The sequence below is a fragment of the Streptomyces otsuchiensis genome (assembly GCF_004305975.1).
In the GTDB taxonomy this organism is placed as follows: domain Bacteria; phylum Actinomycetota; class Actinomycetes; order Streptomycetales; family Streptomycetaceae; genus Streptomyces; species Streptomyces otsuchiensis.
The window spans coordinates 1-13,035 of sequence record NZ_BHZI01000018.1; the positions used below are offsets into that span (position 1 = coordinate 1).

Here is a 13,035-nt window from a genome sequence, read left to right on the forward strand (position 1 = left end):
GGAAGCCCAGTAATGGGTGGAGTTGACTGGTACTAATAGGCCGAGGGCTTGTCCATAGTTGCTTGCGTCCACTGTGTTGGTTCTGAAACCACAACCATGTTTCTGCCCCTGTTTTTTGGGGGGTGGATCGGTGAGTGTGTTTCGTAGTGTTTCGGTGGTCATTGCGTTAGGGAAACGCCCGGTTACATTCCGAACCCGGAAGCTAAGCCTTTCAGCGCCGATGGTACTGCACGGGGGACCGTGTGGGAGAGTAGGTCGCCGCCGAACTACTTGTTGGAGAGGGCCTTACCGGCTTATGTCGGTAGGGCCCTTTCTGCGTTTCCGGAAGTTTCTGACGCGGCTACCGCTATCAACTACCCGCAGCCCCGCAGACTGTCATGGGCCCCGGAGTGGCAGAGCGGCCGTTCCCGCCTCGTTGCCCCCGCCCCCGCCTGCGCCTGGAGCAGGTGAGCGGAGCCCTGGGAGTACTGAAGCAGACCAGGCACACCGTGAGGGAACCACCGGCGCTCTCCGCGTTCCGTCTCGGGGGCGAGGCGGAGAGCCTGCTCCGTCGGCTCGCCCCGGGAGAGCAGAACGGCTCAGAGTCGGCCTGCGGCCTTGAGGGCGAGGTAGGCGTCGGCCAGCGCCGGCGGCAGCTTCTCCGGCGGTGCGTCGACCACCGTCACGCCGAGCTTGCGGAGCCGGGCCGCCGTCTGGCGGCGCTCGGCCGCGTACCGGGCGCCGGCCGCCGCCTCGTAGACGCCCGTGACGGTGCCGCGGGTGGCCGCCATCTCCTCGATACGCGGGTCCGAGACGGCTGCCACCACCACGTTGTGGCGATGCGTCAGCCGCGGGAGGACCGGCAGCAGGCCCTCCTCCAGCGGTCCGCTGTCGAGGCTGGTGAAGAGAACGATCAGTGAGCGACGTGGCGCCGCCGCCAGAGCGGCTGCGGCCATGCCGCGGGTGTCGGTCTCGATCAGCTCGGGCTCCAGCGTGGTGAGCGCGCGCACGACCGACGGCAGGACCTCGCGGCCGCTGCGGCCCCGCACGGTGGCGCGTGGCCGCCGGTCGTAGGCCAGCAGGTCCACCCGGTCTCCCGCCCGTGAGGCGAGCGCGGTCAGGAGCAGGGCTGCGTCCATCGCCGCGTCCAGCCGGGGCGTGTCGCCGACCCGGCCGGCCGCGGTCCGGCCGGTGTCCAGCACCAGCAGCAGATGCCGGTCGCGTTCCGGGCGCCAGGTGCGGACGGTCACCTCGGACTGGCGGGCGGTGGCGCGCCAGTCGATCGAGCGCACGTCGTCGCCCGGGATGTACTCGCGCAGGCTGTCGAACTCGGTGCCCTCACCGCGGATCAGGACGGACGTCCGCCCGTCCAGCTCCCGCAGCCGGGCCAGCTTCGCGGGCAGATGCTTGCGGCTGGCGAACGGCGGCAGCACCCGGACCGTCCACGGCACGCGGTGGTTGCCCTGGCGGGCGGCGAAACCCAGCGGGCCGTACGAACGGACGGTGACCCTCTCGGCATGGCGTTCCCCGCGACGGACCGGCCGCAGCACGGTGACGACGCGTCGGCGCTCACCGGCGGGTACGTCCAACCGGTGCCGGGCGGCCTCGTAGGAGGTGCCGGGCTGCCAGCTGCTCGGCGGCCAGGCGTCACGCAGTCGCCCGCGCAGCGCTCGGCCCGAGGTGTTGGTGACGGTCAGCTCGACCCGGGCCTCCTCGCCCTGGCGCACCGAGCCGGCGCCCGCGCGGCTCAAGGTGAGCGTGCGGACCGGGGCCGCCAGCGCCAGGTCGACGAGGACGACGGCGAGCAGCGGCACCATCACGAGCAGGATGCCGGGCCAGCCGGGCAGGAGCCAGGCCACCGCCGCGCCGAGCGCCGCGACCAGGGAGGTACGTCCGGTGAGTGCCATGACCGGCGGGTCAGCGCGGAACGGGGACGCGGGACAGGATGCCGGTGAGCACGCTGTCCGCGCTCACCCCCTCCATCTCGGCCTCGGGCCGCAGCCGCAACCGGTGGCGGAGGGTAGGCAGCGCCAGTGCCTTGACGTCGTCCGGGGTGACGTAGTCCCGGCCGGAGATCCAGGCCCACGCGCGTGCGGTGGAGAGCAGCGCGGTGGCGCCACGCGGGGAGGCGCCCATGGCCAGGGACGGCGACTCGCGCGTGGCGCGGCAGAGGTCGACGATGTAGCCGGCGATGTCCGTGCTGACCGTGACCCGGGCGACGGCGTCGCGTGCGGCGGCCAGTTCCGTGGCGCCGGCCACCGGGGTGACGCCCGCCGCGGCCAGGTCGCGCGGGCTGAACCCGTCCGCGTGGCGGCGGAGCACGTCGATCTCCTGCTCGCGGCCGGGCACCGGCAGGTTGAGCTTCAGCAGGAACCGGTCCAGCTGGGCTTCGGGCAGGGGGTAGGTGCCCTCGTACTCGACGGGGTTCTGGGTGGCGGCGACCAGGAACGGCTCCGGGAGCGGCCGAGGGGTGCCGTCGACCGTCACCTGGCGCTCCTCCATGGCCTCCAGGAGCGACGCCTGGGTCTTGGGAGGCGTCCGGTTGATCTCGTCCGCCAGCAGCAGGTTGGTGAAGACCGGGCCCTCCTGGAAGGAGAACTGAGAGGTGCGGGAGTCGTAGACCAGCGAGCCGGTGATGTCGCTGGGCATCAGGTCGGGGGTGAACTGCACCCGCTTCGTGTCCAGTTCGAGGGAGGCCGCCAGCGCGCGCACCAGCAGCGTCTTGGCGACTCCCGGGACGCCTTCGAGCAGCACATGGCCGCGGCACAGCAGCGCGACGACCAGACCGGTGACGGCGGAGTCCTGGCCGACGACGGCCTTGGCGATCTCGCCGCGCACGGCTTCGAGGGCGGCACGGTGGCTTCCGGTCGTGGCTCCGGTCGTGTCTTCCGTCACGGGGTGTCCTTCGTGGGTCGGTCGTTCGGGCTGCCGGTCGGCGAGGGGCGCTGCCCGGCTGCCCGGGTGGCGGCGGTGGTCGGGGCGGGGGAGATGCGGCGTTCCAGGGCGTCGAGACGGTCCGCCAGCGCCACCAGTTCGGAGTCGTCGGCCGGAGCGGGCCCGGCCAGCACGTCGTGGACCTCCGCGACCGGCAGCCGGGCGCGGTCGGCGATCGCACCCGTCAGCTCCTCGACCGGGGCGCCGGCACCGGTGCCGACCAGCGGGGCCAGCCGGTCGCGGGCCGCCTCCCGCAGCGCTTCGGCGGCGCGGTCCCGGGCGCCGGAACGGTGGTACAGCCGCGCCCGCCCCTCGGTGGTCTCGGCGGCGCGGACGCGTACCGGCAGTCGCTCGGAGACCACCGGGCCCAGCCGCCGCATGCGCCAGATCGCGGTGATCAGCGCCGCGACGGCGAGCTGGCCGGCGGCCCAGCGCCAGTTGTCGCCCGCCAGCTCCAGCAGTCCGCGTTCGTCCTGCGGGGGCGGGGCCTCCTCGCCGTTGGGCAGGTACCAGGCGACATCGGGGCGGGTGCCGAGCAGGCCGAGGGCGAGTGCGGCGTTCCCGTGGTCGGCCAGCGCGTCGTTGGTCAGGACGGCCCGGTTGCCGAGCAGGACGGTGTCGCCCGGGGCGTCAAGCGTCGTGCCGTCGGGGGTCCCGTCGCCTTCGCCTTCGCCGAGGATCACCAGGGTCGGCAGGTTGTACTCGCTGTAGCAGCCGGTGGCCGGGCCGACGGTCCCGCCGGAGGCGATGTCGAAGTAGCGTCCGCCCATGGTCGCGCTGCCCGCGCGCTCGGCGGTGGCGTCGGAGCAGTCGGGGTCCAGCTCACGGCTGTCGTCGTCCCCGGCGACCATCACTCCCGGTGCCACCCGGTCGAGGGCCTCCTGGCCCGGGGAGACCAGCACCATCCGTCCGCCGGCCGCGATGACGTCCTCGTGCAGCGCGGCGAGCCGGCTGGGCGGGACGGCCTGGGGGAACGCGACGACCACGGTGGAGTCCGGCCCGGCGGCCTCGGCCGCCTCGGCCGACGTACCGACCAGCGTGGTGGTGACGCCCTGGTCGGCGAGGAGTTCGGTCACCGCGAGGCTGCCGTCGGGCGTGGGGGACTCCGGGTGCAGCGTGCCGCCGTCGCCGGAGCGGACCAGGGCCAGCGCCACCCCGGTCAGCAACAGCACCAGGACGCCGATCAGAGGGCCGCGGCCGCCGCGCCACAGCGCACGGGCGTCCGGGGAGTCGGAGGTGGAGGAGGGGGCGGCCGCGGCGCCGTGCGCGGGGGCCTCAGCGGTGGTCACCGGGCGGCTCCGCTCGTCGGTGCGGTCTCGGTGCCGTCCACGGGGTGGCGGGGGCGGGCGCGGCGTACGGTCTCGTCGAGTTCCCGCAGCCGGCTGTGGTCGTCCTCGCCGGCGGGCGCGCCGCCGTAGGTGACGGCGTCGAAGAGGCGGGCCGCGCTCCGGACCCGGCCGGCCAGTTCGGGCAGGGCGGCGCCCGCCTCGGTCGCCGCCTCGTCGGCGGTACGTCCGGGACGGGGGTCGAGCAGGGTGCGTTCCTCCAGCGACCGGACCAGGGCGCGCATCCGTTCCTGGACCGCCTCGCGCCAGCGGCCCGCCGCGGCATGCCGGTCGGCGGCCGCGCGGTGCTCGGCCGCGCTCAGCACGACGTCGCCGTCCAGCGGGGCGCGGCGCGGGCCTGCGGCCGAGCGCAAGGTGCCGAGCCGTAGCCGCAGCGCCACCAGCAGGGCGACCACCACCAGGACGATGATCAGGAGCCCGACCCAGCCGCCGGGCGGGCTCAGCGCCACGTCCAGCAGCTTGCCGAGCTGCTCCCACAGCCAGTCGAAGGCCCGGCGGGCGATGCCCGGGCGATGCTCGGTGTAGATCTCCCGGGAGAGTTCACGCCGTGCGGCCTCCCGGGCCGGGTCGCGGCCGATGTCCACCGGCGGTTCGTCCGCGGCGGTCAGTGCCGCGGCCACTGCGCCCGTCATACGTCCACTGCCCCGGTCATCCGCGCCGCTCCGCCGTCATCGGTCTCCGTCCGCCGCCCTCAGTAGCCGGGGCCGGTGGGCGGTGCGCCCGTTCCGGAGCCCGTGTCGTCGAGACCGGCGGCACGGGCCAGTTCCAGGTCGAGCGCCTCGCGGCGGATGCGCTGGTCCATGTACAGCAGCGCGGTCACGCCCGCGGTCAGCGGCAGCGTGACGACCGCCGCCAGCACCGAGCCGACACCGGCGATGGCCAGCCCGGTCCAGCTGGTGTCGAGCCCCATCGTGGCGGTGGAGGAGTCGGAGAAGAGGCTGGCCAACAGCGACGACGGCACCTGGACCACCGAGCTGACGACGAACACCAGCACCAGGATCAGCAGCTGGATGCCGAAGACCCGCCACCACGAGCCGGTCACCAGCCGCCAGGAGCGGCGCATCGCCGCGAAGACTCCCTGGCGCTCCAGCATCAGCGCGGGCGCGGCCAGCGACAGGCTGACCCAGGTCCACACCGCCAGCGGGATGCCGATCAGGAAACCGAGGAGGATCAGCAGGTCCATTCCGGTGGCGACGGTCAGCAGGATCGGGGCGAGCAGCGCCGCGACCGCGGCGACCGTGACCATCAGCACCAGGCCGAGCAGCCGCAGGATGCGTCCGCGGGAGTCCTCCCACGCCTCGGCCACCGAGACGCCCCGGCCGAGGACCGCACGGCTCACGACGATGGTGAGCATGGCGGTGGCCAGTACCGAGCCGAGCAGTTGCACGATGCCGACGACGGCGCTGAACGAGAAGAGGTCGGCCAGCGCGTCCTGGAGCTCGGCGGTGGTCGGGTCGGGGTTGTTCTCCAGCGCGGCGAAGCCCGAGGTGTCGGAGAACCAGGTGCGGATCGCCAGCATCGAGATCAGCTCGGAGATGACGGCGATGCCCAGGGCGATCGCCAGCACCGGCCGCCAGTGGGCGCGCGCCGTGGAGACCGCGCCGTCAAGGATCTCGCCGACGCCGAGCGGGCGCAGCGGGATCACCCCGGGCTTGGCCGCTTGCGGCGGCTGGTTCCAGCCGTGCGGCCCGGGCGGCGGCACGCTCCAGCCCTGCGGCGGACCGCCGCTCCAGCTCTGCTGCGGGCCGGGAGCCGAACCCGGAGGCGGGCTGCTCCATCCGCCCTGCGGGGGCTGACCGCCGCCACTCCAACCGGGCTGCTGCGGGGGCTGCTTGCCCAGGTCGGTGGGTTCGCCCGGACCGGTGCGGTCGGGGCCGTCCTCGGGAGGAGGTCCCCCAGGCGAGGTCCAGCGGTCGCTCATCCGTCGCTCCTTCACGGGAATCCGGCATACACATCGTGCCACGTCATGGCCAGGGCACCTCGGGCACGGTGGGCACCGACGGCCCGGTCGCGCGTCCGTGTGTCCCCCTCCGCACCGCCCCACATCCCCGCGGCGCCCCGGATCACCGCCGCGGTCACGCCGCGCTGGTACGGGCTGCTGGGCCCGGAGCGGCGGACGCGGAACGGTGTCCTCGGCGTCCGTCTGCCCGCCCGGCGGCCTCCGCACACCTGCTCCGGGTGCCGTGGCGTCGGATCCCCGCCGGTTCGCGGCCGGTTCGGCGACGGGTCCGGGAGGGGGACCGGACGCGCTCCGCGGAGCACCGGGGACGTTCGGCCGCAGACCGGAGGGGCATGGACCGGGCAGACTGTGCGGATGGCTGATGAGATGACAGCGGTGCTGCGCTGGGCCGAACCGCCCGAAGGGCCGGCCGTGGTGCTGCTGGACCAGACCCGGTTGCCCCGTGAGGAGGCCGCGCTGCGCTGCGGCGACGTGCCGGAACTGGTCGACGCGATCCGGACCCTGGCCGTGCGGGGCGCGCCGCTGCTGGGGCTCGCGGGGGCGTACGGAGTCGCGCTGGCGGCAGCGCGCGGCGCGGACGTGGAGTCGGCCGCCGACCAGCTGGCGGCGGCCCGGCCGACCGCCGTCAACCTCGGTTACGGCGTGCGCCGGGCGCTCGCCGCCTGGCGCGAGGCTCCCGCGGGCGAGCCGGCGGCCGGGGCCGCGCTGGCGGCCGCCCGCGACCTGCACGCGGAGGACGCCCTGGCCAGCACCGCCATGGCCGAGCACGGGCGGGTACTGCTGGAGTCGCTGCTGCCCGAGCGGGCGGGAGGCCACCGGCTGCTGACCCACTGCAACACCGGCGCGCTGGTCTCCGGCGGCGACGGCACGGCCCTGGCCGTGGTCCGCGCCGTCCACGGCTCGGGCCGGCTGGAGCGGCTGTGGGTGGACGAGACCAGGCCGCTGCTCCAGGGCGCCCGGCTGACCGCGTGGGAGGCCGGCCGGTGGGGACTGCCCTACACCGTGCTGGCCGACAACGCCGCCGGGTCGCTCTTCGCGGCTGGGCGGGTCGACGCGGTGCTGATCGGCGCCGACCGGATCAGCGCGGACGGCTCGGTGGCCAACAAGGTCGGCAGCTACCCGCTGGCGGTACTGGCCCGCCACCACGGGGTGCCGTTCGTCGTGGTGGCGCCGGTGAGTACGGTCGACCCCGGCACGGGGGACGGGGCGGGCATCACCATCGAGCAGCGCCCCGGCCACGAGGTCACCAGCTTCGCCGGTGTGGCGCACACGCCGGACGGTGCCGTGGCCTACAACCCGGCCTTCGACGTCACACCCCCGGAACTGGTGACGGCGGTGGTCACCGAGCACGGCGTCGCCGCCCCGGTGACCAGGCAGAACCTTGAGAGAGTGTGCTACAGCTCACGTGAGGCCGAGTGGCGAACAGGTGATGGGATGATGAAGGCATGAAGGGACGCGTACTCGTCGTCGACGACGACACCGCTCTGGCGGAGATGCTCGGCATCGTGCTCCGTGGCGAGGGCTTCGAGCCGTCGTTCGTCGCCGACGGGGACAAGGCGCTGGCCGCCTTCCGGGAGGTCAAGCCGGATCTGGTGCTGCTGGACCTGATGCTTCCCGGGCGGGACGGCATCGAGGTGTGCCGGCTGATCCGCGCCGAGTCCGGCATCCCGATCGTGATGCTGACGGCCAAGAGCGACACGGTGGACGTGGTGGTCGGGCTCGAGTCCGGAGCCGACGACTACATCGTCAAGCCGTTCAAACCGAAGGAACTCGTGGCCCGTATCCGGGCCCGGCTGCGCCGCTCCGAGGAGCCGGCGCCCGAGCAGCTCGCCATCGGTGACCTGGTGATCGACGTCGCCGGTCACTCGGTCAAGCGCGCCGGGCAGCCGATCTCGCTGACACCGCTGGAGTTCGACCTGCTGGTGGCGCTCGCGCGCAAGCCGTGGCAGGTCTTCACCCGCGAGGTGCTGCTGGAACAGGTCTGGGGCTACCGGCACGCGGCCGACACACGGCTGGTCAACGTGCACGTCCAGCGGCTGCGCTCCAAGATCGAACGCGACCCGGAGCGCCCGGAGATCGTGGTGACCGTGCGCGGCGTCGGCTACAAGGCGGGATTCAGCTGACGTGTCGGTGACCCCGGGGCGTAACTGGCGCACCACCCGGCTGCTGCCCGAAGGGGCGACGGGCAGCCGGGCCCAGCCCGCCATACGCATCTTCGGGCGCTGGGCGCGCGGCCCGCTGCTGCCGGTCACCCGACTGTGGCGGCGCAACATCCAGCTCCGGGTCGTCGCCTCCACGCTGCTGCTGTCCATCGCCGTGGTCCTGGTGCTGGGCGTGGTCGTCATCGGGCAGGTCCGCAACGGGCTGCTCGACGCCAAACGGCAGACCGCGCAGAGCCAGGCCGACGGGGGCTTCGCCGTCGCGGCGGACGCCGCCGGTGCGGGCGAGGACGCCCTCGACGGCCGTGTCGTCGACCCCGGGGTGTGGCTGACCGGCATGGTGCAGCAGCTCGCCAGCGGTGGGCAGGGCGTCTACTCGGTGGTGGCGCTGCCCTCCGAGCAGGCCGCCAGCACGGTCGGCGAGGGCACCCCGGGCGCGCCGCGCGGCCCGCGCGCCTCCCGGGACGTGAGGCCGGAGGAGAGCATCTCCGCCGACCTGCGGGCAGCGGTCGACAGCGATCTGGTGCCGCACCGGCAGTACGGGACGATCGTCCGGCCCGACGGCGGTTCCGAGGCCGCGCTGATAGTGGGCAAGCGCCTCAACGACAACCACGGCAACCAGTACCAGCTCTACTACCTCTTCCCGTTCACGCAGGAGGAGAAGTCGCTGGCGCTGGTCAAGGGCACCATCGCCACGGCGGGAGTGTTCCTGGTGGCGCTGCTGGGCGCCATCGCCTGGCTCGTCGTCCGGCAGGTGGTGACGCCGGTGCGGATGGCCGCGCGGATCGCGGAACGGCTCGCCGCCGGACGGCTCCAGGAGCGGATGAAGGTCAGCGGCGAGGACGACATCGCCCGGCTGGGCGAGTCCTTCAACAAGATGGCGCGCAACCTCCAGGTCAAGATCCACCAGCTGGAGGAGCTGTCGCGGATGCAGCGCCGGTTCGTCTCCGACGTCTCCCACGAGCTGCGCACCCCGCTCACCACGGTCCGCATGGCGGCCGACGTCATCCACGAGTCGAAGGACGAGTTCGACGCGATCACGGCGCGCTCCGCCGAGCTGCTGATCGGGCAGCTCGACCGGTTCGAGTCGCTGCTCGCCGACCTGCTGGAGATCAGCCGGTTCGACGCGGGCGCCGCCTCGCTGGAGGCGGAGGCCACCGACCTGCGGGACGTGGTGCGCCGGGTCGTCGAGGGCGCCGAACCCCTCGCCGAGCGGAAGGGCGGCCGGCTGCTGGTGCGCGGTGACGAGCGGCCGGTGGTCGCCGAGGTCGACGCCCGGCGCATCGAGCGGGTGCTGCGCAACCTCGTCGTCAACGCCATCGAGCACGGTGAGGGCAACGACGTGGTGGTGCTGCTGGCACCGGCGGTCGACGAGAGCGGCGCGGTCGCGGTCGCGGTCCGCGACTACGGCATAGGTCTGGGCCCCGGGGAGGCCGAGCGGGTCTTCAACCGCTTCTGGCGTGCCGACCCCGCCCGCGCCCGCACCACCGGCGGCACCGGGCTGGGGCTGTCGATCTCCGCCGAGGACGCGCATCTGCACGGAGGCACCCTCGACGCGTGGGGCGAGCGAGGGCGGGGCGCCCAGTTCCGCCTGACGCTGCCGCGCACCATCGGCGGAACACTGCGCGCCTCCCCGATCCTGCTGGTCCCGGCCGACTCCGGGAGCGAGCGCACCCCCGCCGCGCCCGAGGCCGGGCCCGACGCGGTGGCCGACGCCCCGACGGCGGACGTACTGGCGGCGGACGTACCGGCCGTCCCGGACGAGGACCGTGGAGTCGGAGCGGCGGCCGGACACCGGGCGGGCTCCGCGCCCGGCCGGACAACCGACGGGCCCCGCCCGGGAGAAGGCGGTGCCGGCCATGGCGGCTGATCACGGTGAGACGGCGGCGCGTGGGGCCGCGGGCGGCACCGGGCGTGCGCCGCGCCCCGGGAAGCGGATACCGGGTGGTAGTCGGATACGCCGAGCCGGGCGGGGCGGGGCCGTCCTGTTGGCGAGCGCGCTGCTGGCCGCCGGCTGCGCCTCGATGCCGGGCGGCGGCGAGGTGCAGCGGGTCGACTCCGCGCAGCGGGGGGAGGGCGACTCCCAGGTGCGGGTCTTCGGGGTCAGCCCGCAGGAGGGTGCCCAGCCGGAGCAGATCGTCCGGGGCTTCCTGGAGGCGATCACCAGCGACGAGGCGGACTTCGGTACGGCCCGCGAGTACCTCACCGAGGACGCCGAGAAGAGCTGGCAGCCGATGGACGGCACCTCCGTGCTGCTCGACGGCCCCGGGCTGCCCGTCCGGGACGGGGAGATAGCCGCAGACGGCGAGTCGGTCCGGTTCGAGGTCAGCGGCGAACGGCTCGCCGTGGTCGACGAACAGCATGTCTACCGGCCGGACAACCGCCGGTTCCGGGCCCAGTTCGAGCTGCGGCGCGTCGACGACGAGTGGCGGATCGCGGGGCTGCCCGACGGGCTGATCCTCGGCGAGCAGGACTTCCTCCGCATCTACCGGTCGGTCAGCACCTACTTCTACGCGGCGCACTCGACGGCCGCCGAGGCGGCACCCCGCGCCGCCGCCACCCTGGTCGCCGACCCGATCTACCTGCGGCACCGCGTCGACCTGGTCGGGGAGACGGTCAAGGCGCTGCTGGCCGGGCCCAGCGAGTGGCTGGAGCCGGTGGTCCGGACCCAGTTCCCCGGCGAGGTGTCGCTGGCGCCCGGCGCGCGGCCGTCCATCGACGACGAAGGCGTCCTCACGGTCCGGCTCAGCGGTCTCCCCGCCCGCCTCGGGGGCGACACCTGCTCGCGGATGGCGGCGCAGCTCTACTACACGGTGCGGGACCTGGGCACTGCGGAGCTGAACGAGGTGCGCGTCTCCGGCGGCGCCGGAAAGATCTGCGGCCTCACCGCCGGAGAGGCCCGTGACAACGCGCCCGGTCTGATGATCGGCCAGCAGGACCGGCAGTTCTTCATCGACGACGACAACCGGCTCACGGTGGTGCAGGACGACGAGGACCCGCGCCCGGTCGCCGGACCGCTGGGGCGGGGCGAGGCGGCCCTGCGCTCGGTGGCGGTGGCCCGCGACGCCAAACGTGCCGCAGCCGTCTCCGAGGACGGCTCCTCCCTGTACATCGACGACCTCTCCGGCTCCGACCCGCTGGAGGCGCCCGTCTACTCCAGCGCTTCGGCCGGCGAAGGGACCGGACTCTCCGCGCCGAGCTGGGACGGCCTGGGCGACCTCTGGTTCGCCGACCGCGACCCGGCCCAGCCCCGGCTGATGCGCATGACCGGCGGCACCGGCGTCGCCACACCCATCGAGGTGGCCGGGCTCGGCGAGGGACGGAGTGTGGAAGGGCTGCGGGTGGCGTCCGACGGTGTGCGGATCGCTCTGCTGATCCGCGACGGCGAGGACCGCACCACCCTCCAGCTGGGACGGATCGAGCGCACCCTCGTCGACGACAGTCTGCAGGTCGTGGTCGAGGGGCTGCGGCCCGTCGCGCCGCACCTGGAGAACGTGGTGGCCGTCTCCTGGGCCGGCGGCAGCCGGCTGGTGGTGGTCGGCAGGCCCGCCGGTGGCGCCGAGCAGATGAGCTTCGTCAACACCGACGGGTCCACGATCAACGCCACCAGCGTCGCCGGGCCCAGTGAGGTCACGGGGGTCGCCGCGTCGGAGCAGGAGGAGCATCCGCTGCTGGCGCAGTCCGGCGACGGCATCGCCCGCCAGCACCAGGACGGCACCTGGCGCATCGTCAGCCCCGAGGGAACCTCGCCGGCCTACCCGGGCTGAGCCGGCGCCGACCGCAGGGCGTGCCGCGCGGACGCACGTGATCGCCGCGGCCGCGAGGTGCCGCGGTGCGCGGACGCGCGCGGGAGTTATCCACAGGGGTTGCGGCGCGAACCGGCCCGGGCGACCGTGGGGACATGCGCGGCGCGTGGCAGGAACTGGCATCGCTGCTGCTCCCGGTCGCGTGCGCCGGCTGCGGCGGCCGGCGGGGACCGCTGTGCGGGCCGTGCGGCGCGGAGTTGACCGAGCTCCGGCCGCGCAGGGTGACGCCGCGCGCAGCCCCTCCGGGGCTGCCGCCGGTGTGGGCGGGCGGCGGCTACGCGGGGGCGCTGCGCTCCGTGCTGCTCGCGCACAAGGAACGCGGCGCGCTGCCGCTCGCCGAGGTGCTGGGGCGGGTGCTGGCCGCCGCCGTCCTCGCGGCGCTGGCGGCTCGTCCGCTCCCGGGTGTGGCGACGTCCACGCCGCTGCTGCTGGTTCCCGTCCCCTCCGCCCGTGCGGCGACCGCGCGCCGTGGGCACGATCCGCTGCGGCGGATCACCCTGGCCGCCGCCGGTCAACTCCGCGCCTCCGGCCGGGCCGTGCGTATGACGCCTCTGCTGCGCCAGCGCCGTGCCGTTGCCGACCAGGTCGGGCTGGACCGGGCGCAGCGTCACGCCAACCTCGACGGCGCCCTGGCGGCGCACTCCGGCCGCACCGGTGGTCCCGGCAGGGCGGGGCCACCGGCGCCGATGGTGCTGGTGGACGACCTGCTGACGACCGGAGCGTCCCTGGCGGAAGCCGGCCGGGCGCTGCGCGCAGGCTCGGACGGGCACGGTCCGGTGGTCGCCGCAGCCGTCATCGCGACTCCGCTGCGTCACCCGATCGGGGGTACGCGTCGGTAAGGGTGCCGCATG

At 74.4% G+C, this 13,035-nt stretch carries 10 protein-coding genes and 1 rRNA gene; 6 read left to right on the forward strand and 5 right to left on the reverse strand.

All coding sequences use genetic code 11. The features are described from left to right. Nucleotides 1–150: 150 nt before the first annotated feature. A 5S ribosomal RNA gene (rrf, locus tag E0D90_RS03415) occupies nt 151–267 on the forward strand. Nucleotides 268–578: 311 nt separating this feature from the next. Here rrf and E0D90_RS03420 read toward each other — a convergent pair. From E0D90_RS03420 to E0D90_RS03440, 5 genes are read right to left on the reverse strand one after another with little or no spacing between them, the layout of a single operon-like run. Continuing rightward, nucleotides 579–1,886, reverse strand: a complete 1,308-nt coding sequence (locus E0D90_RS03420; protein ID WP_130796543.1) for a DUF58 domain-containing protein — start codon at nt 1,884–1,886, stop codon at nt 579–581. 10 nt (nt 1,887–1,896) lie between these two features. Next, nucleotides 1,897–2,874: an AAA family ATPase gene (locus tag E0D90_RS03425; RefSeq protein WP_130796544.1), complete on the reverse strand. Its 978-nt coding sequence runs from the start codon at nt 2,872–2,874 to the stop codon at nt 1,897–1,899. Next, nucleotides 2,871–4,202 (reverse strand): DUF4350 domain-containing protein, encoded by a 1,332-nt coding sequence (locus E0D90_RS03430; protein ID WP_130796545.1) that lies wholly within the window; start codon nt 4,200–4,202, stop codon nt 2,871–2,873. Before E0D90_RS03430 ends, E0D90_RS03425 begins: the two co-directional genes overlap by 4 nt. Then, nucleotides 4,199–4,891: a DUF4129 domain-containing protein gene (locus E0D90_RS03435; protein WP_103503473.1), complete on the reverse strand. Its 693-nt coding sequence runs from the start codon at nt 4,889–4,891 to the stop codon at nt 4,199–4,201. Before E0D90_RS03435 ends, E0D90_RS03430 begins: the two co-directional genes overlap by 4 nt. 59 nt (nt 4,892–4,950) lie before the next feature. Then, on the reverse strand, nt 4,951–6,180 hold the full coding sequence (locus E0D90_RS03440) for a DUF7544 domain-containing protein (RefSeq protein WP_103503472.1): 1,230 nt from the start codon (nt 6,178–6,180) through the stop codon (nt 4,951–4,953). Nucleotides 6,181–6,573: 393 nt separating this feature from the next. Here E0D90_RS03440 and mtnA point away from each other — a divergent pair, with 393 nt between their 5' ends. The 5 genes from mtnA (at nt 6,574) to E0D90_RS03465 (ending at nt 13,023) form a co-directional block, all read left to right on the forward strand. Beyond that, nucleotides 6,574–7,668, forward strand: a complete 1,095-nt coding sequence (mtnA, locus tag E0D90_RS03445) for an S-methyl-5-thioribose-1-phosphate isomerase (RefSeq protein WP_130796546.1) — start codon at nt 6,574–6,576, stop codon at nt 7,666–7,668. Then, nucleotides 7,665–8,342, forward strand: coding sequence for a two-component system response regulator MtrA (gene mtrA / locus E0D90_RS03450; RefSeq protein ID WP_103502072.1), 678 nt, complete (start codon nt 7,665–7,667; stop codon nt 8,340–8,342). Before mtnA ends, mtrA begins: the two co-directional genes overlap by 4 nt. A gap of 1 nt (nt 8,343) precedes the next feature. Then, complete coding sequence (gene mtrB, locus E0D90_RS03455; protein ID WP_130796547.1) at nt 8,344–10,248, forward strand: MtrAB system histidine kinase MtrB; 1,905 nt, start codon at nt 8,344–8,346, stop codon at nt 10,246–10,248. A 118-nt stretch (nt 10,249–10,366) separates the two neighbouring features. After that, a complete protein-coding gene (locus tag E0D90_RS03460) occupies nt 10,367–12,145 on the forward strand; it encodes an LpqB family beta-propeller domain-containing protein (protein ID WP_227869959.1) in 1,779 nt (592 codons plus the stop codon). A 134-nt stretch (nt 12,146–12,279) separates the two neighbouring features. Next, nucleotides 12,280–13,023: a ComF family protein gene (locus E0D90_RS03465; RefSeq protein ID WP_130796549.1), complete on the forward strand. Its 744-nt coding sequence runs from the start codon at nt 12,280–12,282 to the stop codon at nt 13,021–13,023. Nucleotides 13,024–13,035: the final 12 nt, after the last annotated feature.

Bases quoted from the DNA above. Each gene is read 5' to 3' on its own strand.
- mtnA (WP_130796546.1), top strand. From the start codon at position 6,574: ATGGCTGATGAGATGACAGCGGTGCTGCGCTGGGCCGAACCGCCCGAA.
- mtrA (WP_103502072.1), top strand. From the start codon at position 7,665: ATGAAGGGACGCGTACTCGTCGTCGACGACGACACCGCTCTGGCGGAG.
- E0D90_RS03420 (WP_130796543.1), bottom strand. From the start codon at position 1,886: ATGGCACTCACCGGACGTACCTCCCTGGTCGCGGCGCTCGGCGCGGCG.
- E0D90_RS03440 (WP_103503472.1), bottom strand. From the start codon at position 6,180: ATGAGCGACCGCTGGACCTCGCCTGGGGGACCTCCTCCCGAGGACGGC.
- E0D90_RS03465 (WP_130796549.1), top strand. From the start codon at position 12,280: ATGCGCGGCGCGTGGCAGGAACTGGCATCGCTGCTGCTCCCGGTCGCG.
- E0D90_RS03435 (WP_103503473.1), bottom strand. From the start codon at position 4,891: ATGACGGGCGCAGTGGCCGCGGCACTGACCGCCGCGGACGAACCGCCG.